General features: G+C 63.6%; 19 protein-coding genes. 13 read left to right on the top strand and 6 right to left on the bottom strand.

Annotated elements, in window-relative coordinates:
• The first annotated feature begins 38 nt into the window (after positions 1-38).
• The 4 genes from NDI72_RS10555 to NDI72_RS10540 all read left to right on the top strand — a co-directional run bounded on the left by NDI72_RS10555 (position 39) and on the right by NDI72_RS10540 (position 4,273).
• Positions 39-986: an ABC transporter permease gene (locus NDI72_RS10555; RefSeq protein ID WP_113155047.1), complete on the top strand. Its 948-nt coding sequence runs from the start codon at positions 39-41 to the stop codon at positions 984-986.
• Entirely contained in the window at positions 983-1,855 is an 873-nt protein-coding gene (locus tag NDI72_RS10550; RefSeq protein WP_113155046.1) for an ABC transporter permease, read from the top strand. The genes NDI72_RS10555 and NDI72_RS10550 overlap by 4 nt, the downstream gene beginning before the upstream one ends.
• Entirely contained in the window at positions 1,852-3,486 is a 1,635-nt protein-coding gene (locus NDI72_RS10545) for an ABC transporter ATP-binding protein (protein WP_113155045.1), read from the top strand. The genes NDI72_RS10550 and NDI72_RS10545 overlap by 4 nt, the downstream gene beginning before the upstream one ends.
• Positions 3,487-3,616: 130 nt before the next feature.
• Positions 3,617-4,273, top strand: coding sequence for a transglycosylase domain-containing protein (locus tag NDI72_RS10540; protein ID WP_283800442.1), 657 nt, complete (start codon positions 3,617-3,619; stop codon positions 4,271-4,273).
• A 16-nt stretch (positions 4,274-4,289) separates the two neighbouring features.
• Here the strand turns inward: NDI72_RS10540 and NDI72_RS10535 are convergent, their stop codons facing one another.
• Complete coding sequence (locus NDI72_RS10535; protein WP_283800441.1) at positions 4,290-4,661, bottom strand: TerB family tellurite resistance protein; 372 nt, start codon at positions 4,659-4,661, stop codon at positions 4,290-4,292.
• Between the two features lie 339 nt (positions 4,662-5,000).
• Here NDI72_RS10535 and NDI72_RS10530 point away from each other — a divergent pair, with 339 nt between their 5' ends.
• Both NDI72_RS10530 and NDI72_RS10525 read left to right on the top strand, forming a co-directional pair.
• Positions 5,001-5,786 carry a TSUP family transporter gene (locus tag NDI72_RS10530; RefSeq protein ID WP_113156280.1) on the top strand — a complete coding sequence of 262 codons (786 nt, stop codon included), beginning with the start codon at positions 5,001-5,003 and terminating at the stop codon, positions 5,784-5,786.
• A gap of 52 nt (positions 5,787-5,838) precedes the next feature.
• Positions 5,839-6,009, top strand: coding sequence for a hypothetical protein (locus NDI72_RS10525; protein ID WP_204360808.1), 171 nt, complete (start codon positions 5,839-5,841; stop codon positions 6,007-6,009).
• 75 nt (positions 6,010-6,084) lie between these two features.
• Here the strand turns inward: NDI72_RS10525 and NDI72_RS10520 are convergent, their stop codons facing one another.
• Positions 6,085-7,557 carry a cobyric acid synthase gene (locus NDI72_RS10520; RefSeq protein ID WP_283800507.1) on the bottom strand — a complete coding sequence of 491 codons (1,473 nt, stop codon included), beginning with the start codon at positions 7,555-7,557 and terminating at the stop codon, positions 6,085-6,087.
• Positions 7,558-7,717: 160 nt separating this feature from the next.
• On the opposite strand from NDI72_RS10520, the gene NDI72_RS10515 reads away from it, so the two are divergent.
• Positions 7,718-8,887 (top strand): isobutyryl-CoA dehydrogenase, encoded by a 1,170-nt coding sequence (locus NDI72_RS10515; RefSeq protein ID WP_113155042.1) that lies wholly within the window; start codon positions 7,718-7,720, stop codon positions 8,885-8,887.
• Between the two features lie 50 nt (positions 8,888-8,937).
• Positions 8,938-9,822: a 3-hydroxyisobutyrate dehydrogenase gene (gene mmsB / locus NDI72_RS10510; protein ID WP_206547670.1), complete on the top strand. Its 885-nt coding sequence runs from the start codon at positions 8,938-8,940 to the stop codon at positions 9,820-9,822.
• Between the two features lie 277 nt (positions 9,823-10,099).
• Here mmsB and NDI72_RS10505 read toward each other — a convergent pair whose 3' ends face one another.
• The 3 genes from NDI72_RS10505 to NDI72_RS10495 form a co-directional block, all read right to left on the bottom strand.
• The gene (locus NDI72_RS10505; protein WP_283800440.1) at positions 10,100-11,479 is read right to left on the bottom strand and encodes an aspartate aminotransferase family protein; all 1,380 of its coding nucleotides are present in this window, start codon (positions 11,477-11,479) and stop codon (positions 10,100-10,102) included.
• A gap of 170 nt (positions 11,480-11,649) precedes the next feature.
• Entirely contained in the window at positions 11,650-12,405 is a 756-nt protein-coding gene (locus tag NDI72_RS10500) for a phosphate/phosphite/phosphonate ABC transporter substrate-binding protein (protein WP_283800439.1), read from the bottom strand.
• Positions 12,406-12,445: 40 nt separating this feature from the next.
• Entirely contained in the window at positions 12,446-13,459 is a 1,014-nt protein-coding gene (locus tag NDI72_RS10495; protein WP_502888390.1) for a fatty acid desaturase, read from the bottom strand.
• A 198-nt stretch (positions 13,460-13,657) separates the two neighbouring features.
• Between NDI72_RS10495 and NDI72_RS10490 the strand changes: the two genes are divergently transcribed.
• The 4 genes from NDI72_RS10490 (at position 13,658) to NDI72_RS10475 (ending at position 18,158) form a co-directional block, all read left to right on the top strand.
• Positions 13,658-14,509 carry a helix-turn-helix domain-containing protein gene (locus NDI72_RS10490; protein WP_162742301.1) on the top strand — a complete coding sequence of 284 codons (852 nt, stop codon included), beginning with the start codon at positions 13,658-13,660 and terminating at the stop codon, positions 14,507-14,509.
• A 106-nt stretch (positions 14,510-14,615) separates the two neighbouring features.
• Complete coding sequence (gene bmt, locus NDI72_RS10485; protein ID WP_283800437.1) at positions 14,616-15,653, top strand: betaine--homocysteine S-methyltransferase; 1,038 nt, start codon at positions 14,616-14,618, stop codon at positions 15,651-15,653.
• A gap of 119 nt (positions 15,654-15,772) precedes the next feature.
• Entirely contained in the window at positions 15,773-16,543 is a 771-nt protein-coding gene (locus NDI72_RS10480) for a polysaccharide pyruvyl transferase family protein (protein ID WP_283800436.1), read from the top strand.
• Positions 16,544-16,748: 205 nt separating this feature from the next.
• Complete coding sequence (locus tag NDI72_RS10475; RefSeq protein ID WP_206545437.1) at positions 16,749-18,158, top strand: MATE family efflux transporter; 1,410 nt, start codon at positions 16,749-16,751, stop codon at positions 18,156-18,158.
• Here the strand turns inward: NDI72_RS10475 and NDI72_RS10470 are convergent.
• A complete protein-coding gene (locus tag NDI72_RS10470; RefSeq protein ID WP_206545438.1) occupies positions 18,124-18,624 on the bottom strand; it encodes a hypothetical protein in 501 nt (166 codons plus the stop codon). The two genes, NDI72_RS10475 and NDI72_RS10470, sit on opposite strands and share 35 nt — an antisense overlap.
• A gap of 280 nt (positions 18,625-18,904) precedes the next feature.
• Between NDI72_RS10470 and NDI72_RS10465 the strand changes: the two genes are divergently transcribed.
• Positions 18,905-19,933 (top strand): DUF1176 domain-containing protein, encoded by a 1,029-nt coding sequence (locus NDI72_RS10465; protein ID WP_206545514.1) that lies wholly within the window; start codon positions 18,905-18,907, stop codon positions 19,931-19,933.
• Positions 19,934-19,935 lie beyond the last annotated feature (2 nt).

The raw sequence follows: 19,935 nt of genomic DNA, 5'->3' as shown, positions 1-19,935 counted from the left end.
GGGCTGCGATCATATGGATAGGTTCTGACCCCGGACTCATGCTCGTCTATCTTCTCAAGCGCATTGCCATTGGCCTCGCCACGCTGCTCGTGGCGTCCGCCGTGGTGTTCTCCGTCCTGGAAATCATTCCCGGCGACCCGGCCCTCTTGATGCTCGGCATGAACGCCGAGCCCGACACGCTCGCCGCCCTGCGCGAGCAGATGGGCCTCAACCAGCCGGTTTTCCTGCGCTATCTCGACTGGGTGTCGGGTCTCGCCGTCGGTGATTTCGGCACGTCCTACACCTATTCCTCGCCGGTTCTGGAGCTCATCGGCGAGCGCGTCATGGTCTCCCTGCCGCTCGCTCTCATCTCGTTATTCCTGTCCACCGTCATCGCGCTGCCCGTCGGCATTTTCGCCGCTGCGCGCCGCGGCAAGCCCGCCGACACCATCACCATGGGGGCGGCGCAGGTGGGTGTCGCCATCCCCAATTTCTGGTTCGCGCTGCTCCTGATATACCTGTTCGCCGTCTGGCTCCGCCTTGTGCCCGCCGGCGGCTTTCCCGGCTGGGATGCGGGCATCTGGGCCGGTCTCAAGGCGCTCATCCTGCCGGCCATCGCGCTGGCGCTGCCGCAGGCGGCCATCCTTGCCCGCGTCACCCGTTCGGCCATGCTCGAAGTGCTGGGCGAGGATTACATCCGCACCGCCCGCGCCAAGGGCATGCCGCGCCGCATCGTTCTGTGGCACCACGCGCTGCGCAATGCGCTGATCCCGGTGCTCACCATTCTCGGCCTGCAATTCGCCTTCCTGCTCGCCGGCACCATCATCATCGAGAACGTGTTCTACCTGCCGGGTCTTGGCCGTCTCGTTTTTCAGGCCATCACCCAACGCGATCTCATCGTCGTTGAAGGCGTGGTGATGCTGCTCGTCGCCACGGTGATCATCGTCAACATTCTCGTCGATATCGGCTACGCCATCGTCGATCCGCGCCTGAGGACACGCCGATGAGCCAGGACGCAAGCATGCCCCCCGCACCGCCGCAGAACCATTTCCTGCAAATGGCGCTCGCCAACCGTTCCTTCATGATCGGCCTTTTCATAACGCTGATCATCACCGGCATGGCGCTCCTGTCCTTTGTCTGGACGCCTTACGACATTACCCATCTGGTGGTCTCCGACCGCATGCAGGGCCTGTCATGGGCGCATCCGCTGGGCACCGACCACCTTGGCCGCGACATCCTTTCCATGATCATGATCGGCGCGCGCAACTCCATCGCCGTGGCCATTGTCGCCGTTGGCATCGGCATGGGCGTCGGCGTGCCGCTCGGCTGCTGGGCAGCGGCGCGTGGCGGCGTGGTCGATGAAGTCCTGATGCGCTTCAACGATCTGGTCTTCGCCTTCCCGGCCCTTCTCTCGGCCATTATGATCACAGCCATTTTCGGCCCCGGCGCGATCAACGCCATCATCGCCATCGGCATTTTCAACGTTCCGGTCTTTGCCCGCGTGGCGCGCGCCGGCGCGCTCTCCATCTGGCCGCGCGAGTTCATTCTGGCAGCCCGCGCCGCCGGCAAGAACAGGGTGCTCATCACCATCGAGCACATCCTGCCCAACATCGTCGCGCTGCTCCTCGTGCAGGGCACCATCCAGTTTGCGCTCGGCATTCTGGCCGAGGCGGGCCTGTCCTATCTGGGGCTTGGCACGCAGCCGCCCATGCCCTCCTGGGGGCGCATGCTGTTCGAGGCGCAGACCCGCATGATGATCGCCCCCCATCTGGCCATCTTCCCCGGCCTCGCCATCGTCATCACCGTGCTCGGTCTCAACCTGCTCGGCGACGGCCTGCGCGACCTTCTCGACCCAAGGCTGAGGCGCGAGCGATGAGCCTGCTTGAAATAGAAAACCTGTCCCTTTCCATCGCCGGCCACCCGGTTCTTAAGGATGTCGACCTTCAGATCGCTCCCGGCGAAGTGCTCGGCGTCGTCGGCGAATCCGGTTCCGGCAAATCCATGAGCGCCCTCACCGTGATGCAGCTCCTGCCGGAGCTCACCCGCGCTCAAGGCCGCGTCACCTTTGACGGTATCGACATTCTCGCCGCCCCCGAGGAGGCCATGTGCCGCCTTCGCGGCGATGATCTCGGCATGGTCTTTCAGGAGCCCATGACCGCGCTCAACCCGGTCAAGACCATCGGCGAACAGGTGGCCGAGGGCATTCGCTGGCACACCGGCGCCAACCGTCCGGACGCCGAAGCGCGCGCCCGCGCCATTCTCGACCGTGTCGGTCTGCCCGAGAGCAAGTTTCCGCTCTCGCGCTTTCCTCACGAGCTTTCCGGCGGCCAGCGCCAGCGCGTCGTCATCGCCATCGCCTGCGCGCTCAAGCCCAAGCTCCTGATCGCCGACGAACCCACCACCGCGCTCGATGTCGTGCTTCAGGCGCAGATCCTCGATCTGCTGCGCGATCTGGTGGAAGAAAACCGCATGGGCCTCATGCTCATCTCGCACGATCTGGCCGTCGTCGCCGACATGGCCGACCGCGTGACCGTCATGCGCCATGGCGTGGTGATGGAAAGCGGCCCCACGGCCACCGTTCTGCGCGAGCAGAAACACCCCTACACCCGCCAGCTCGCCGAGGCCTCCACCCATGTGCCGGCCCGCGCCCGCCCGCAGGAAGAGGCCGGGAAGGAGGAGCAGACGCCCCTCCTCAGCGTCTCCAGCGTCACGCGCGACTATCCCGGTCGCCGCAAGGGGCTTTTCTCCAAGCCGGAACCCTTCCGCGCCGTCGACAATGTCAGTTTTTCGCTGGTTCCCGGCCATGCGGTTGCGCTGGTGGGACGTTCAGGCTGCGGAAAGTCGACGCTTGCCCGCATGATCCTTGCGCTCGATCGTCCCACATCCGGCGAAATCCGCCTCGACGGCGAAGCGCTTGGCGGCAAGAGCGAACATGAACTGCGCCACGCCCGGCGCAACATGCAGGTGGTCTTTCAGGACCCCTATGGCTCGTTCAATCCGCGCCATCAGGTGGAGCGGCTGGTGGCCGAGCCCCTGCATCTGCTCGACACGAAACCGTCCGTCACCGAACGCCGCGACCGTGTTGCCGAAGCGCTCGAATCCGTCGGCCTCAAGGCCAGCGACATGCAGAAATACCCGCATGAGTTTTCCGGTGGCCAGCGCCAGCGCGTATCCATCGCCCGCGCCATCATCACCCGTCCGAAGCTGATCGTGGCCGACGAGCCTGTCTCCGCTCTTGACGTGTCGATCCGCGCGCAGATCCTCGACCTGTTCGCCGATCTGAACCAGCGGCTCGATCTCACCTATCTTTTCATCACCCATGATCTGACGGTGGCGCGCGCCATCACCGACGAAGTCATGGTCATGCATGACGGGCGCATCGTGGAAAGCGGCCCCACCGCCGCCGTTCTGGAAAACCCGGAATCGGAAGCGGCAAAGGCGCTCGTCGCCGCCGCGCCCGATCTGGAACGCGCCATCGCGGCGCGGCTCGCCCGGGAGAAGGCCTGATCCCGATCTTCCCGCCAGACCGACGGCATTGCGCAAGCACCCCGCCCCGGTCTGGCGTCACATCATCAAACATCAGAGGATTCTCTCTGCCGGCCACATTTTGACCGATCCGAAACCGCATCCGGTTTGAATGAAGAAGATTCTGAAAACTGCCTCTACCCTCATCCTTGCCATTTTCGCCGCCGCGCTCGCCTATGGGGGATGGGGCTATCTCGATGCAATCAAGGATGCCGATGCCCTGAAACTGCGGGCAGATGCGCTCATCGCCGAGAACCGCGGCGGGCAGTCGTTTGGAGACGCCCGGTTGCAGCAGTTGCTGCAGGTGCAGGATCCAAACTTCCAAGGCCATTCCGGTGTCGACATGATCACCCCCGGCGCAGGCGTCACGACCATCACCCAGTCAGCCGCCAAACGCCTGGCTTTTGAAGCGTTCAAACCCGGCATCGGAAAAATCCGCCAGACCGGCTATGCCCTTGGGCTGGAAAGCGAACTCACCAAAGAGCAGATCCTCGCGCTCTGGCTCGACACGCTGGAGATGGGCAAGGGTCCCGATGGCTGGGTCACCGGCTTTCACCGTGCAAGCGAAAAAAATTTCGGCAAAGCGCCCTCAGACCTTCAGGAAACCGAGTTCCTGAGCCTCGTGGCCGTTCTGATTGCGCCTGGAAAATACCGGCTTGGCACGGACGATCCGGCCCTTGCCGAACGCGTAGAGCGCATCGCACGTCTTGTTTCAGGATCGTGCAGCCCGCTGGACAATGGGGACGTCTGGCTGGAGGGATGCCGTTGAGCCTCAGAGCCGCGCTCTAGCCCGACAGATGCGCCACTTCATCTGCGCCGAGCCCCAGTACATCGCACACCCGCGCCGTCAGCCGGTCAGCGCGGGGACCAAGCTCCGCGTCGCGCGCGGCCAGATCAAACAGTGTCTCGGCAAGGATCAGCCGCCGCTCGTGGCTGGTCTGGCGCAGGTTCACGCGCGCCTGCATCACTTCGGCCTCCGTCGCCAGCGCCGAAAGCGCGGCGACAAGCTCTGCAATCTCGTCTTCGGATAAAGCAAGCGCGCCAGCGGCGACGCGGCCAAGGACCGTCTTCTCACGCTCCCCCAGCGGCTCGTCGGTCAGTGCCAGCCGTAAGAGCAGCAGCACGTCGCCGGCCATGGCGTTCAAAGCGGCTGACATCTCGTGGCCCTCCGCCCCTGAGCCGAAATCTGGCCCGGCATCTGGCCCGGAATCTGGCGAAGTAAACATGGCTTGCTCCCGGTCTCTCCGTTCCTGACCACAATACGGTGCCACTGCCCAACTGGATCACCGGGCCGGGCATCGCGCCATAACGCAACCGCCACGAAAGTGCTCAAACACAACACTTCCGGTGAGGGTCGACACGCATCGTCGTCAAGGCCGTTCCTTCATTGATTGCGCCACAGCGCAAAGCTTCCTGTACAACTGCCGAAACCGCCTTGCGGAGCGCATCCGGTTGTGATGCAAGAAGCCATCCTTATCGCTGGCTACTCCGTGAATATGTTTGAAGCAAGTCTCGAGATTCTCCTCCTTCTGACCCTGGCAGCCTTTTTTGCCGGCTTTATGGATGCAATCGCCGGTGGCGGCGGTCTCGTCACCATACCCACCCTGCTTCTGGCCGGCTTTCCACCCGTGCTTGCACTCGGCACCAACAAGCTGCAGGGCATGTTCGGCAGCGGAGCCGCGGCATACGCCTATGCCAAGGCGGGGCATGTGCGCATTTCCGACCAGATATGGCCCGCGATCTTCTCGTTTCTGGCCTCGATAGCCGGCGCGCTGGTGGCAACGATCCTGCCGGCCGATCTCCTGCGCGGCATGCTTCCCGTGCTCCTGATCGCGGTCGCGCTTTATTTCGCGTTTAAACCCAATTTGAACGACATCGACCGCGCGCAGCGCATCACGCCCTTCGTTTTCGGCTTAACCGTCGCGCCTTTTCTCGGCTTCTATGACGGTGCGTTCGGTCCCGGCACGGGCTCGTTCTTCATGCTCGCCTTTGTCGGCCTCGCCGGTCAGGGCCTGCTCAAGGCCACCGCGCACACCAAGTTTCTGAACTTCGCGTCCAATGTCGGTGGCTTCGCAGCCTTCGCCATGGTCGGCGCCATCGCGTGGAAGGTCGGGCTGATGATGGGACTGGCGCAGATCGCCGGCGCGCGCATCGGTGCAGCCTTCGCCATGAAGAAGGGTTCGCGCGTCATCAAGCCGCTTCTGGTGATCACCTGTCTGGCGCTTGCGGTTCGTCTCCTGATGGATCCCGAGAACCCGCTGCTGCGGTCTATTGGCCTATAAGCCCGATCCGGCCCTAACCTGATCCCCGCTATCATCACCATCGGGGATTCCCATGACACTCAACGCACCCACAAAAGTCGTCTTTCTGCTCAGCCTGGTCATCGCGATCATAGGGGTCGTCGCAGCGTTCAATCTCCTGACCTTCGTGCCGATCCCCGCCTTCTGGATCATGACGCTGGCCTATCTTCTGATGGTCGGCGGCTCGCTTTTGAAAGGCGTATAGGGAAAGACATCAGGACCCACCGGCCTGAAGAGCATTGTATGATAGCGTAATCGGGGTGCGTTCAGGGTCAGGGCCCTAGCGGGCGGCAGCAAGCAGCGCGTCGCAGTCCAGATGCTCTTCAAGTTGCATGGCGATGTTATCCAGCGCCTGCTCGACCTGCGCGCGATAATTCGTTCCCCCCGTCTCGATGCCAAATTCCCTGAGGAATCGCGCCCGAAATGCGTCGGAGCCGAACAGACCGTGCAGATAGGTGCCCGTGACAAGGCCATCGCTGGATGTCGCACCGTCCGGGCGGTCGCCGATCATGGCCACCGGGCGGGCGCAATCCGCCCCTTCGGTCCGGCCGATATGTATCTCATAGCCGGACAGGGCAACGCCGTGGCGCGGTGAGAGCGCCTCCACCTCGCGCAGCGCCTTTTGCGGCTGCATCACCGTCTCCACATCGAGCAGCCCCAGCCCCTCGAAGCGCCCGGCCTCGCCCTCAAACCCTTCCGGATCATCGACGCTGCGGCCAAGCATCTGATAGCCCCCGCACAGGCCGACAATGTGCCCGCCGCGCGCGTGATGCGCCTTCAGATCCTCATCCCAGCCCTGCCGGCGCAGAAACGCCAGATCGCCGATGGTCGATTTCGACCCCGGCAGAACGATCAACCCCGCATCGCGCGGCAGACGCTCCCCCGGCGGCACGAACACCACCTCCACCTCCGGCTCCGCCGACAGCGGATCGAGATCGTCGAAATTGGCGATGCGTGAGAGCATCGGCACGGCAACCTTGAGCTTCGCCGGCAGATGGCTCGTCCGCCGCGCCAGCGTGACGGAATCCTCCGGCGGCAGGCGGCTTGCGTCGGCCAGCCACGGCACCACCCCGAAGGAGGGCCAGCCCGTGAACCGGCCAATCGCGGCAATGCCGTCATCGAACAGCGAGAGGTCACCGCGAAACTTGTTCACGATGTAGCCGACGATCATGCGCCGGTCTTCATCGCTCAGGATCAGATGCGTGCCCGCGAGTGCGGCGATCACCCCGCCCCGGTCGATATCGCCGACCAGCACCACTGGCACGTCCGCCTGCGTGGCAAACCCCATATTGGCGATGTCACGGGCGCGCAGATTGATCTCGGCGGGCGAGCCTGCGCCTTCGACGATCACCAGATCGGCTTCTTTGCGCAGCCGCTCGAACGATTCGAGCACCGGCCCGATCAGCGCGCCCTTGCTGCGCTGATAGTCGCGCGCCCGCGCCGAGCCGCGCGAGCGGCCCTGCACCACGAGCTGCGCGCCCATGTCGCTCTCCGGCTTGATCAGAACGGGGTTCATGTCCACGCTCGGCGCGACCCCGCAGGCCAGCGCCTGCAGCCATTGCGCCCGGCCGATCTCGCCCATCTCGTCGCCACCGCCCGGCATCGCGGCAATCGCTGCATTGTTCGACATGTTCTGCGGCTTGAACGGGCGCACATCGAAACCCCGCCGCTTCGCCATCCGGCAGAGCCCGGCCACCAGCACCGACTTGCCCACATCCGAACCCGTGCCCTGCAGCATGATGGCGCGCGCCATGGTCATCCCCGTCTTCATCCTGTCAGCGCGCCCATACTGCCCGTGCCCCCATCCTGTCCGTGTTTGATGCACAGCGCCTGTGCCGCACCTCGCATTGCGCGGCCCACTCAATGCACTAAACTGATCCGACTGGGAAGATTTTCCATTTCGGGAGGACGTCATGGACGCCAATGCTTCGTCTGGCGCAGAGCAGTTCGAGCTCAACGCCGATCAGCGCGCCATTCAGGAAATGACGGAGAGCTTCGCCGCCGACCGTGTTGCCCCCAACGCGCTCGACTGGGACCGTGACAGGCATTTCCCTGCCGATGTGGTGCGCGAGACCGGGCCGCTTGGCTTCGGCGGCATCTATGTGCGCGACGATGTGGGCGGCTCAGCGCTCGGTCGGCTCGACGCCGTGCTCATCTTCGAGGCTCTGGCCGCCGCCTGCCCCGGCTTTTCCTCCTTCATTTCCATTCACAACATGGCCGGCTGGATGATCGACACGTTCGGCAGCGAGGAGCAGCGCCAGCGCTTCCTGCCGAAACTCACCTCCATGGAGTGGCTGGCAAGCTACTGTCTCACCGAGCCCGGCTCCGGCTCCGATGCCGCGGCGCTCAAGACCAAGGCCGTCAAATCCGGCGACCACTATGTGCTGAACGGCACCAAGCAGTTCATTTCGGGTGCCGGTGAAAACGACATCTATGTCGTCATGGCCCGCACCGGCGAGGACGGCCCCAAGGGCGTTTCAACGCTGATCGTGCCCAGGGATGCGCCCGGTCTCTCCTTCGGCCCGGCCGAGTTCAAGATGGGCTGGCACATGCAGCCGACCCGTCAGGTCATCTTCGAGGATTGCAAAGTGCCCGCCGAAAACCTTCTCTCCAATGAGGGAGCAGGCTTCAGCATCGCCATGGCCGGGCTTGATGGCGGTCGCCTCAACATCGCCGCCTGCTCGCTGGGTGGCGCGCAATCGGCCCTCGACAAGGCGCTCGCCTACACGGCAGAGCGCGAGGCGTTCGGACAGGCCATCAACCGCTTTCAGGCGCTCCAGTTCAAACTCGCCGACATGGAGACCAGTCTCCAGGCCTCGCGCATGATGCTCTACACCGCCGCCGCCCGGCTGGACGCCAGGACACCGGACGCCTCCAAATGGTCGGCCATGGCCAAGCGTTTCGTCACCGATACCTGTTTCGATGTGGCCAATGACGCGCTGCAACTTCATGGCGGCTATGGCTATCTGCACGAGTATGGCGTCGAAAAACTGGTGCGCGATCTGCGCGTCCACCAGATCCTCGAAGGCACCAACGAGATCATGCGCCTGATCATCGCAAGACAGTTGGTCGGTCGCTCCTGACCCCAAACGAGAACACGACGCCCAGCCCGCATTTCCGGAGGAACCCCAATATGGCAACCATCGCATTCATCGGTCTCGGCAATATGGGCAATCCCATGGCCGCCAATCTGGTCAAGGCCGGGCACAGCGTTCAGGGCTTCGACCTGATCACGGAGAACCTCGAAACCGCCGCCAGCAATGGCGTCACCGTCATGGCCAGCGCCGAAGCGGCGGTGAAGGATGCTGCCGTGATCATCACCATGCTGCCGGCGGGAAAGCATGTGCTCTCCGTCTATGCCGACATCGCCCCGAAAGCCGCCCGGGGCGCGCTCTTCATCGATTCCTCCACCATCGACGTGGAGTCGGCCAGAAAGGCCCACGCCATTGCCGCCGAGAACAATCTTCTCTCCATCGACGCGCCGGTCTCCGGCGGTGTGGGCGGCGCGGAAGCGGGCACCCTCACCTTCATGGCCGGCGGCTCTGCCGACGCCTTCGCCAAGGCCAGCCCCATTCTGGAGCCGATGGCCGGTCGCGTCGTGCACTGCGGCGAAGGTGGTGCGGGCCAGGCCGCCAAGATCTGCAACAACATGATCCTCGGCATTTCCATGATCGGCGTCAGCGAGGCCTTCGTGCTGGCCGAAAAGCTCGGGCTCTCCCATCAGGCGCTGTTCGACGTGGCGTCCACCTCGTCCGGCCAGTGCTGGTCGCTGACGAGCTATTGCCCGGTGCCCGGCCCCGTACCCGCCTCACCCGCAAACCGCGACTACAAGCCCGGTTTCGCCGCCGGCCTCATGCTCAAGGATCTGCGCCTTGCACAGGAAGCGGCACAGGGCGCCGGCGCAGTTACGCCGCTCGGTGCGGAAGCCACCCAGCTCTACGCACTTTTCAACGCCATGGGCCACGAAGGCACGGATTTTTCAGGCATCGTGAATTTCCTGCGCGGCAAGGAAAGCTGAAAAAAAATAGTCTGCCGGCAAAAAAGATGCGTTTTTATACTTCCCGCTAACCTCCCGGTAACCATGAGGGGCTAGAAATGACGTCGAGGCGGATTTGAAGCCTCCCCGACGCCGGAACAGGTCTCGCGTACCGGTACGGGAAGTTTTCGCAGCGTAGCGTATTTGCGAAGACAGCGTATTCGAGTAGCAAAAAACCGCGTCTCTTCCCGCCCGAAGAAACGCGGTTTTTTTTGTGCTTGTGAGAACGCCGGGTGCACACACCCGGCTGCAAACCTCTCTACCCCTTCCGCAGATCCGCTTCCGCGCGATCAAGCGCTGCGCCGATCCGCTCGCAGGCCATATCGATGGTCTCCCGCGTCCAGATCAGCGGCGGCGACAGGATCATCGTGTCGCCCACGGCCCGCATCATCAGCCCGCCGGAAATCGCATGATCGCGCACGCAGGAAGCCGCCGCGCCATCACCCGGAAAACGCGCCCGCGTTTCCCGGTCCGCCACGATCTCGATGGCCGCCATCAGACCAAAGGCCCGCACCTCGCCGACAATGCCGTGATCGCCCAGCCGCGCCTGAAGTGCTTTGGCAAAATAAGGCCCGGTGTCCGTTCGCACCCGCTCGACAAGCCCTTCGCGCTCGATGATCTCCAGGTTCTTCAGCGCCACCGCACACGCCACCGGATGCCCCGAATAGGTGTAGCCGTGATAGAACTCGCCGCCCTTCTTCACCAGCGTCTCGGCAATCCGGTCACCAACCAAAAGGGCCGAAAGCGGCTGGTAACCCGATGTCAGCGCCTTGGCTGTCGTGATCGTGTCGGGCTCAAGCCCAAGCCGCTCGGCCGCAAACCATTCGCCCGTGCGGCCATAGCCCGTGATCACCTCATCCAGCATCAACAGCACATCATATTTCTTGCAGATGCGGTCGATCTCCGGCCAATAGCTTTCCGGCGGGATTTTCACGCCGCCGGCCCCCATCACCGGCTCACCGATGAAGGCGGCGACATTGTCCGGCCCGGCTTCCAGAATGGCGTCCTCCACGGCCTTCGCAGCGCGCAGGCCGAAATCATGATCGCTCTCGCCCTCCTCCCGCAGCTCAAACGCGTAGGGCGGCATCACATGGGCGATGTTCGGCACTTCGCCATAAAGCTGGCCATGCATCGCCGACATGCCACCCAGCGACGTCGTCGCCACGGTTGAGCCGTGATAGGCCCAGTTGCGCGAGATGATGCGGTTCTTTTCCGGCCTGCCTTCCAGCGCCCAGTAATGACGCACCAGCCGCAGCGCCGTGTCATTGGCCTCCGAGCCCGACGATCCGTAGAACACCTGATTGATGTTGGCGGGCGCGATTTCCGCCAGTTTCTGCGACAGAAGCACCGGCGTCGGCGTCGTGCAGCGGAAGAAGGAATTGTAGTAGGGCAACTCCTTCATCTGTTCACAAGCGGCCTCGGCCAGTTCGTCCCTCCCGTAGCCCACATTCACGCACCACAGCCCCGCCATGCCGTCGAGGATTTCATTGCCCTCCGTGTCATAGACGAAAGGCCCGTCCGCGCGCGTCACGATGCGCGAGCCCGCAGCCCGCAGATCCGCGTGGTCGGTGAACGGATGCAGATGGTGCGCAGCATCCATCGCCTGAAGCTGATCCAGGGAAAAATTCTTGTATGTCATAGACTTGCTCTCTTCGCTTGAATTTATTCGGCAAGGCCGAAAACCGGTTCAGGCGAAGAGCGGCGGTGAGTACCCTATGCGCGCGCAAAGCCGCAGAAGCTCCGTGTGCCGTGTGCGCGGCGACGGTCTGGCGGTCGGCAGTTTGGCGCTTGTCAGTGTTTGACGACGGCTCATGGCGCAAGTCTATCCCCGCCATCATTCACCTTGCAAGATGCCTCCGCCAGCACGGCGCGCAGCGCAGCCCGTGTCTGCGCATCCGTCGCAAGGCTCGTGATATAGGGCAGCCCCGGCCGCCGCGCCGTCCACCCCGCCACAAGCAGGAGATCCATGCCCGGCTCGAAGCGCTGCGCCAGCGCCCAGCTTCGACAGTCTACGGCACACAGATCCGCACGCCCGTCGCGCACGGCCCGAAGCGACTGGCGATGCCCGCCTGTTTCAAGACATTGTGAAAACAAATCAATGCCTTCCCCGGACTCTCTCAGATCCTGAATCAAGCCGAGATAGCCTGATCGGGAGACCGGATCGTTGAACGCAAACCGCATCCCGCGCATGCGATCAAGCGGCAGGCGCGCCATGCCGTCCTCGGGCGCGGGGACGCTCACGGCTCCACCCGCCGCGTCACGGCGCATCACGATGGCGCTCGAATAGAGCGGCCCCGCACCGCCCTCAAAGGCGGAATAATCCGGCTGCGCCAGCACCTGCACGTCATTCGCCAGCCCCGCCTCCAAAGGCCCCCAGCAGGTCTGCGCCAGAAGCAGGTCCGGGTCCCGCCAGATCGCCTGCACATCGCCGCCGCGCGTCAAAGCATCCGGCGCGGCCACGCCACGGGCGCGCAGCCCGTCACGAATGACCCGCCACAGCGCATCGGTTTCGTCCCGGCACTCCGGCCAGTCATACATGGGAAGGGCTGCCAAAGGTTCGCTCATAGAACCTTATCCGATGGCTGGAAGGATGATGGCAAGCGCCCTACTCCTTCACGGGCCTTGCCGGAACTGGCACACTGCCCGTCCCGCTCATCGAGCGGCCATGGGCGCGCGGACGAAACGCGCTGGCGGCTTCCCGTGCCCGTCGAAGTGCGGGATGCGGCACCGGCTCCTTCGTGCGAAAGGCAAAGTCCTTCGCCAGCGCAAAATAGCCCGGATAGCTGTACCCGTCATTCATGGCGAGCCACTCCGCCCGCCGCGCGCGATAAAGCGCCGGCAGTCGATACCACGGCGCGCCCGGCATCTTGTGATGGACCAGATGCAGATTGTTATTCAGAAACAGGAGCGCCAGCGGTGAGCGCTCCACGATGATCGTGCGTCCGTCCGGCCGCTCGGACCATTGATGCTCTGCAAAGGTGCGAACCGAGATCAGCGATTGCCCAAGCCAGGCCGGCCCCAGCACGTAAAGCCACAGCGGCATCCCGAACCCGAAAGCGACCACCGGCAGCAAAACCGCCAGCCCGGCTGCATGCAGAAGCCACGCCCTGCGCACACCGGGTGCATTTTCCCGGATCAGCTTCATCTCCGCAGCGAGAAAGCCTGCCGTCATGATCGCCGGTCCCAGCACGAACCGACCGGCCATCGTGTTGTTGATCCCAAGAAGACGCCGCGCCCAGCCCGGCATTTCCTCATAGCGCCACCGCGCCCGGTAATAGCTCTCCGGGTCCTCGAACGGATCGGTCAGGCGCTCGTCTGCGTGATGGCGCAGATGCAGCGCCCTGAAACGGCGATAGGGATAGACAAGCCCCAGCGGCAAGAACACCAGCGCCTCGTTCACCAGCGCCCGCCGCGTCGGGTGGCCGTGGAGGCATTCGTGCATCAGCGAGCTCTGCAGCGCGACCGTCAACGCCAGAAGCGCCAGTGCCGTCAAAGGCCAATCCGGCCACAGAAAAAGCCCCGCCGCAGCCCAGGCTCCGTAGCATAAGAAAATCAGCGCAAGCGTCGGCCATTCCACCGCCGCACGGCCTGCGCCCCGGCGTCTGGTTGTCATATTCATCTCTATCCCGGTTCTGCGCCGCACGGCACCAATCGCTCCCCGCTCTCGGCCCGGAAACGCGGCGCGCCGTGCATCCTGACATGAAACTGTCAGGAGGGCCCCGGCACACGCAATGCGAGAATACGCACAATGCGTTGACTTTGCGCACCAAGAGCATCAATTGTTTACAAAACTCATCAGTCGACGATTGAGCGCATCATGGACAGGATTGTCATCGACAAACGCGATCTCTCCGGCACGTTCCGCGAGCGCCTGAAAACCCTGCTCAAGCGCTCGGGCCTCAACCAGTCGGCCTTCGCCAGCGCCGTCGGCATAGACCGCTCGGCCCTCTCCCAGCTTCTCTCCGGCGCGTCCACACGCCTGCCGCGTGCCGAAACGCTCATCAACATCGCTGCCGAACACAAGGTCTCGCTCGACTGGCTCCTTGGCCTCAGTCAGGATGAAGGCATCACCGGCGACCTGCGCGAAAGCCTGGAGATCGCCGAGGCGCAGGGCGGTTTCAACGACACGCTGCTCGCCAAATGGCACGCCGAGGCCGTCGGCACCAAGATCCGCTACGTGCCATCGGGCATTCCGGATCTGCTGCGCACCGAAGCCGTCATCCTCTACGAAGCCGAAGCCATGCCGCAGCGCCGCGCCACCCAGATCAGCGAAGCGCAGTACCGGGTCGATTACAACCGCAGGCCGGAAACGGACATGGAAGTCTGCATGCCGCGCCAGACACTCGAGCTCTTCGCCAAGGGAGAAGGCGTCTGGCGCACCCTGCCCGAAAAGGTGCGCGCCGAGCAGGTTGTGCACATGGCCCGCCTGCTGGACGATCTCTACCCGACCTTCCGCCTCTTCCTGTTCGACGGGCGCAAACGCTTCTCCGCGCCCTACACGATCTTCGGCCCCTACCGCGCCGCGCTCTATATGGGCGGCGTCTATCTGGTCCTCAGCGCCACCAGCTCCGTGCAGCGCCTGACGCGCCATTTCGACGGTCTCATTCGCGATGCCGAGATCAACGCCCATGAGGCCGCCGGTTTTGTAAAGAGCCTGCGGCTCGGCTGATCGCCTTCCCGCGTCCCGTCCGGGCCTTCCGGGAGGATTGACGGGCATAAACGCCTCTCTATACCCTCAACGCCTGAAACAGCGCCGCCCGAATGGAGGGCACCCGATGCAAGCTTCTTCGATCCCCAATCCCATCGATGCCCTCATTGCCGAAAAAGGCGTTCTCCTCGCCGATGGCGCGACCGGAACCAACCTCTTCGCCATGGGGCTTGAGTCCGGCGATGCGCCGGAACTGTGGAATGAGGATGCGCCGGAAAAGATCGAGGCGCTGCATCAGGGCTTCATCGATGCAGGCGCCGACATCATCCTCACCAATTCCTTCGGCGGCACCCGCCACCGGCTGAAACTGCACAATGCGCAGGACCGCGTCTTCGAGCTGAACAGGAAAGCCGCCGAAATCGCCTGCCGCGTCGTCGAAAAAGCTGGCCGCCGTGTCATCGTCGCCGGTTCCGTCGGCCCCACGGGCGAGCTTCTCGAACCGCTCGGCGCGCTCACCTATGATGGAGCGGTTGAAGCCTTTGCCGAGCAGATGGAAGGCCTCAAGGCGGGCGGCGCGGAAGTCGCCTGGATCGAGACCATGTCTGCACCTGAAGAGATCCATGCGGCTGCCGAAGCCGCGATCCGCATTGGCCTGCCCTACACCTATACAGGCTCCTTCGACACTGCCGGCCACACCATGATGGGCCTTGCGCCGAAGGACATTCACGGCGTTGTCGACGATCTCGGCCAGCCGCCTGTCGCCGTCGGGGCCAATTGCGGCGTCGGTGCACCCGACATCCTCGCCACCCTTCTCGACATGACCGAAGCCCGGCCAGACGCCACAATCGTGGTGAAGGGCAATTGCGGCATTCCCGAATTTCGCGGCACGGAAGTCCATTATTCCGGCACGCCTGAATTGATGAGCGAGTATGTGCGGCTTGCCGTCGATGGCGGTGCAAAGATCATCGGCGGCTGCTGCGGCACATCCTTCGAGCATCTGGCGGCCATGCGCACGGCGCTCGACGGCCACAAACATCCCGAACAACGCCCGACCATCGAAGATGTCGTCGCCCGCGTCGGCCCGCTGCGCAACAAGTCCGCCTCCGAAAGCGGTTCCGCCACAGGCACGCGCCGCTCCCGCCGCGCACGCTCCGGCGAGAGCTGAGCGCCGCCAGACCCTACGCCTTTTGGACGATATGTCCGCCGCCATCAGCGGGCATTGATTGGTGTATACTGATCGGCTCAAACCACATCGCACCTCTCAGACAAGATCCGGAGGGCGCCATGAGCAAACCCATTGGCCTCTATTGGTGGCAGGCTCCAAAAGGCAATTTCGGCGATGATCTGTCGCCGCTCATCGTTGAACACTACGCACAGCGCCCCGTTCGGCACGCAAGCATCAAGTCCTGCGACATGATCGCAATCGGCAGTCTTCTGGGGCAGGCAACCAAGCGGCGCTGGCAACGCGCACTCCGCAAGCCACTGCGCAGAACACACATCTGGGGCACCGGCTGCTTCGGCGACATTTCCGGTCGCTACCATCATGCAAGCGTCAGCGGCGTGCGCGGCCCGCTCACCCGCAGGATGATGAACCTCCCCGCAGAAACGCCTTTGGGCGACCCGGCCCTTTTGTTACCCAGAATTCTTGACCGACCCGCCAGAAGACACCGCTGGGGCCTCATCCCCCACATTCACCATCAGGAAAGCCCGCTCATTCGGGAACTGGCCAGGGCTCCCGGCGTCCACCTGATCGACCTCACCAGCAAAGACACACTCGAAATCGCCCGTGACATCGCCCGCTGCGACTTCGTGCTCTCCTCCAGTCTTCACGGCCTCATCGCCGCCGATTCCTTCGGCGTGCCCAATGTCTGGCTCCAGGTCGGCGCGTCGATGGGAAACTGGAAGTTCGAAGATTACTTCCAGAGCGTGAACCGCACGGCCTCTCCCATCACGCAACCCGTGGACCTCGTTTCCCTTGAACAAACCGCAACCGCAGCCGATCCGGGAATCGTCTCACGACTGGCAGACGGTCTGGAGCGATCCTTCCCCTATTGAGAGCGTCCGCTGCCGCCTCCGTCGTCTCCCCGTCACACGCCCCCGTTACACGCCCCCGTTACACGCAAAGCTTGCTGGACCAAACGAAACCGCCTTGCCTGTCAGGCTGGGCGCGTTAAAAGCGATGCTTCGCCGAAGGCATCCTCCTTCCGCGATTGATTCCGGCAGGCGTTGAACATTCCGCCCGCCGCAAGGGGTAGACGACATGACGGTTTTTGCTTCCGGCGCACGCGCGCCGGTCAATCCGTGGATCGCGGAAGCGCGGGCGACACTCTCGCTCGCCTGGCCGATGGTGCTCACCAATCTGGCGCAGAACGCCATGACCACCACCGACGTCATGATGATGGGCCGTCTGGGACCGGATGCGCTGGCTGCCGGCACGCTCGGCTACAACCTCTATTTCGCACCGCTCATCTTCGGCCTTGGCCTGCTTCTTGCCACCTCACCCATGATGGCGACCGCGCTTGGCCGCAAGCTGCATGCGGTGCGCGATGTGCGCCGCACCGTGCGTCAGGGCCTGTGGCTCGCCATTGCCGTGTCCCTTCCCATCTGGCTGCTTCTCTGGCAGTCCGAGAGCATCCTTTTATGGATGGGACAGGACCCGGAACTCGCCCGCATCGCCGGCAGCTATGTGCGCACGCTGCAATGGGCGGCCCTGCCCTTCTTCGGCTACATCATCCTGCGTTCCTTCATCTCGGCGCTGGAGCGCCCCGGCTGGGCGCTTGGCATCATGTTCGTCATGGTGGCTTTCAACGTGCTGGCCAACTGGGCGCTGATGTTCGGCAATCTCGGCTTTCCGGCCCTTGGCGTTCCAGGCTCCGGCATCGCCACCACGATTTCGAGCACGCTCATGTTCCTCGGCCTTGCCCTCGTCGTTTCGGTCGAGCGCAATTTTCGCCGCTATCAGCTTTTCGGCCGTTTCTGGCGCGCCGACTGGCCGCGCTTCTTCGAGCTGATCCGGCTTGGCCTGCCGATTGCCGGCTCCATGACCTTCGAAGTCACGATCTTCAACGCCGCAGCCCTTCTGATGGGCCTCATCAGCGCGCCCGCACTTGCCGCGCACGCCATCGCCATCCAGATCGCGTCGATCAGCTTCATGGTGCCGCTTGGCCTCAGTCAGACCGCGACGGTCCGCGTCGGTCGCGCCTTTGGCGCACAGAACCTTGATGGCATCACCCGCGCCGGCTGGACCGCCTTTGTCATGTGCATCGCTTTCATGGCGCTGATGGCGCTTTTGATGGTCACCATACCCGAACTGCTCATCGGCGCGTTCCTCGATCTCGACCTGCCTGAAAACGCAGAGGTGATCGGTCTGGCCATCACCTTCCTGGCCTTTGCCGGCCTGTTCCAGATCTTTGACGGCGCACAGGCAGTTGCGGCGGGCATGCTGCGCGGCCTGCACGACACCAAGGTGCCGATGGTTTACTCGCTTCTGGGCTATTGGGGGCTCGGCATGACGTCGAGTGTCGTCCTCGCCTTCACGCTCGGCATGGGCGGACCCGGCATCTGGATCGGCCTCGTCAGCGGCCTCGCCATCGTCTCGGTCCTGCTCTACGTGCGCTGGCTCCGGCGTGACCGGCTCATCCCCTGGCTTCGACCGAACGCGGCAACCTGAATTTGCCGCGTTTGGCCTCATCGATCAGCATGTTCGCCACCTGCATGCGCTCCATTGCATTGGCGCGCAGATGGGACGGCACACGGTCGGGGTGATTGTTGAAGGCGAAGTCGCGGCGGATCCGGCCAAGCAGGCCCGCATCAATGTCCGCATACAAGCCGAGCTCCCGGGCAATCTCGTCGGGATCGGTGGAAAGCGGCAGCGCTGCCGGTGGCTCGTCTTCCGCGGCGGCCTTGACCTCATCAACCGCGTCGGGCGTCTCGTCCGACGCAAATGCTTCCTCTGCGTCATAGGCGTCCTGCGCCCGCTTGTCGGTGAAGTTGATCCGGCCCGAATGCAGCTCTTCGGCGACCGACAGATAATCGAGCGAGTTGAGGCTCGTGGCCGCACCGCCGGTGCGCTCTGCCTCCTCGCTGATCAGTTCGTCCAGTAAGGCCGCAAAATTGCGGTTTCCTCCGATCGCCATGTCTCTCTTTCCGGCCCCCTTCAGGCCCGAAGCGCACAAACGCCTCCCGTTTGCGCAAAGCCTGCCAGCTTCAGCCTTAGCCGGCTGCGGTTAAGAAATCCCCCAGCGAAAACACACTATTTGAACGAGCAGCGCAACGCACCCTGCGCGAGAGCTGCGCGACGCAGCTGCCTCCCCATCGCCCCGGACACAATCCGGGCAATCTTGGAACAGTAACATCTGTCCGAATCGACGCACGCCGCGTTACTCTCCCGCCAGTTTCAAAGCCGAGGAGGCCATGATGAGACCCGTTCTAACGACCGCCGCAATCCTTGCCGCGCTTCAGGCTCCGGCCTTTGCCCAGCAGCAGGACGCCTATCTGGACGACCGTTCGAGCCCCGAAACGCTGCTGCGCTCGCTCTACAACGCGGTCAACCGCAAGGAATATGCGCGCGCCTACGACTATTTCTCAACGCCCCCGGCAAAGAGCCTCGATGCCTATCAGGAAGGCTACGCCAACACCGCCAATGTCGAGCTCGCCACCGGTGCGGTCAGCTCCGAAGGCGCAGCCGGCAGCATCATCTATTCGCTTCCCGTCGCCATCCGCGCCACCGACAATGACGGCAAGGAGCAGGTTTTCGCCGGTTGCTACACGCTGCGCCTGTCCAACCCGACAATCCAGGGCACGCCCTATAACCCGCTCCACATCGAGAAGGCATCGCTCAAGCCCGCAAGCGGCGAGTTGACGGATGTTCTGCCGGCAAGCTGCGGCGATGGTCCCCCCGACGAAACCGACAGGGTTCTGGCCGAGGCCAAGGCGATGTTTGCTGCGGTCTACGCCGAAACCTGCCCGCCACCGCCGGAAAATTTCGATCTGGTGGACAGCTACACCATCCCCTTCAACTATTCCTACGAGACCCTGGACACGCCGAAGCATGAAGCCCGGCTCTTCCGCTTCTATTGCGGCACCGGCGCCTATAACGAGATCCACGCCTATATTCTGGCCAGCCCGCAGGGCGGCGTGTCGCCGGTCCAGTTCGCCATGCCGGAAACCAGCGTTCAGTACGAGAATGGCGACAGCGACGGCAAGGTCGAAGACATCCGCATCGTCGGCTACACCGCCGAGAGCACGCTGGTGAACTCGGACTATGATCCGGGAACGCAGACACTTACCAGCTACAACAAGTGGCGCGGCGTCGGAGACGCCTTCTCTGCCGGTACATGGATCTTCCGCGAGGGCGCGTTCACTCTGGTGCGCTACGATGTGGATGCGTCCTATGACGGCGAGCAGAACCCGGTAACGATCCTCGACTATCACACCGGCCCGTAGGC

The sequence above is a fragment of the Nitratireductor sp. GZWM139 genome (genome assembly GCF_030068685.1).
In the GTDB taxonomy this organism is placed as follows: Bacteria; Pseudomonadota; Alphaproteobacteria; order Rhizobiales; family Rhizobiaceae; genus Nitratireductor; species Nitratireductor aquimarinus.
This window is presented reverse-complemented; position numbering and strand designations above follow the sequence as displayed.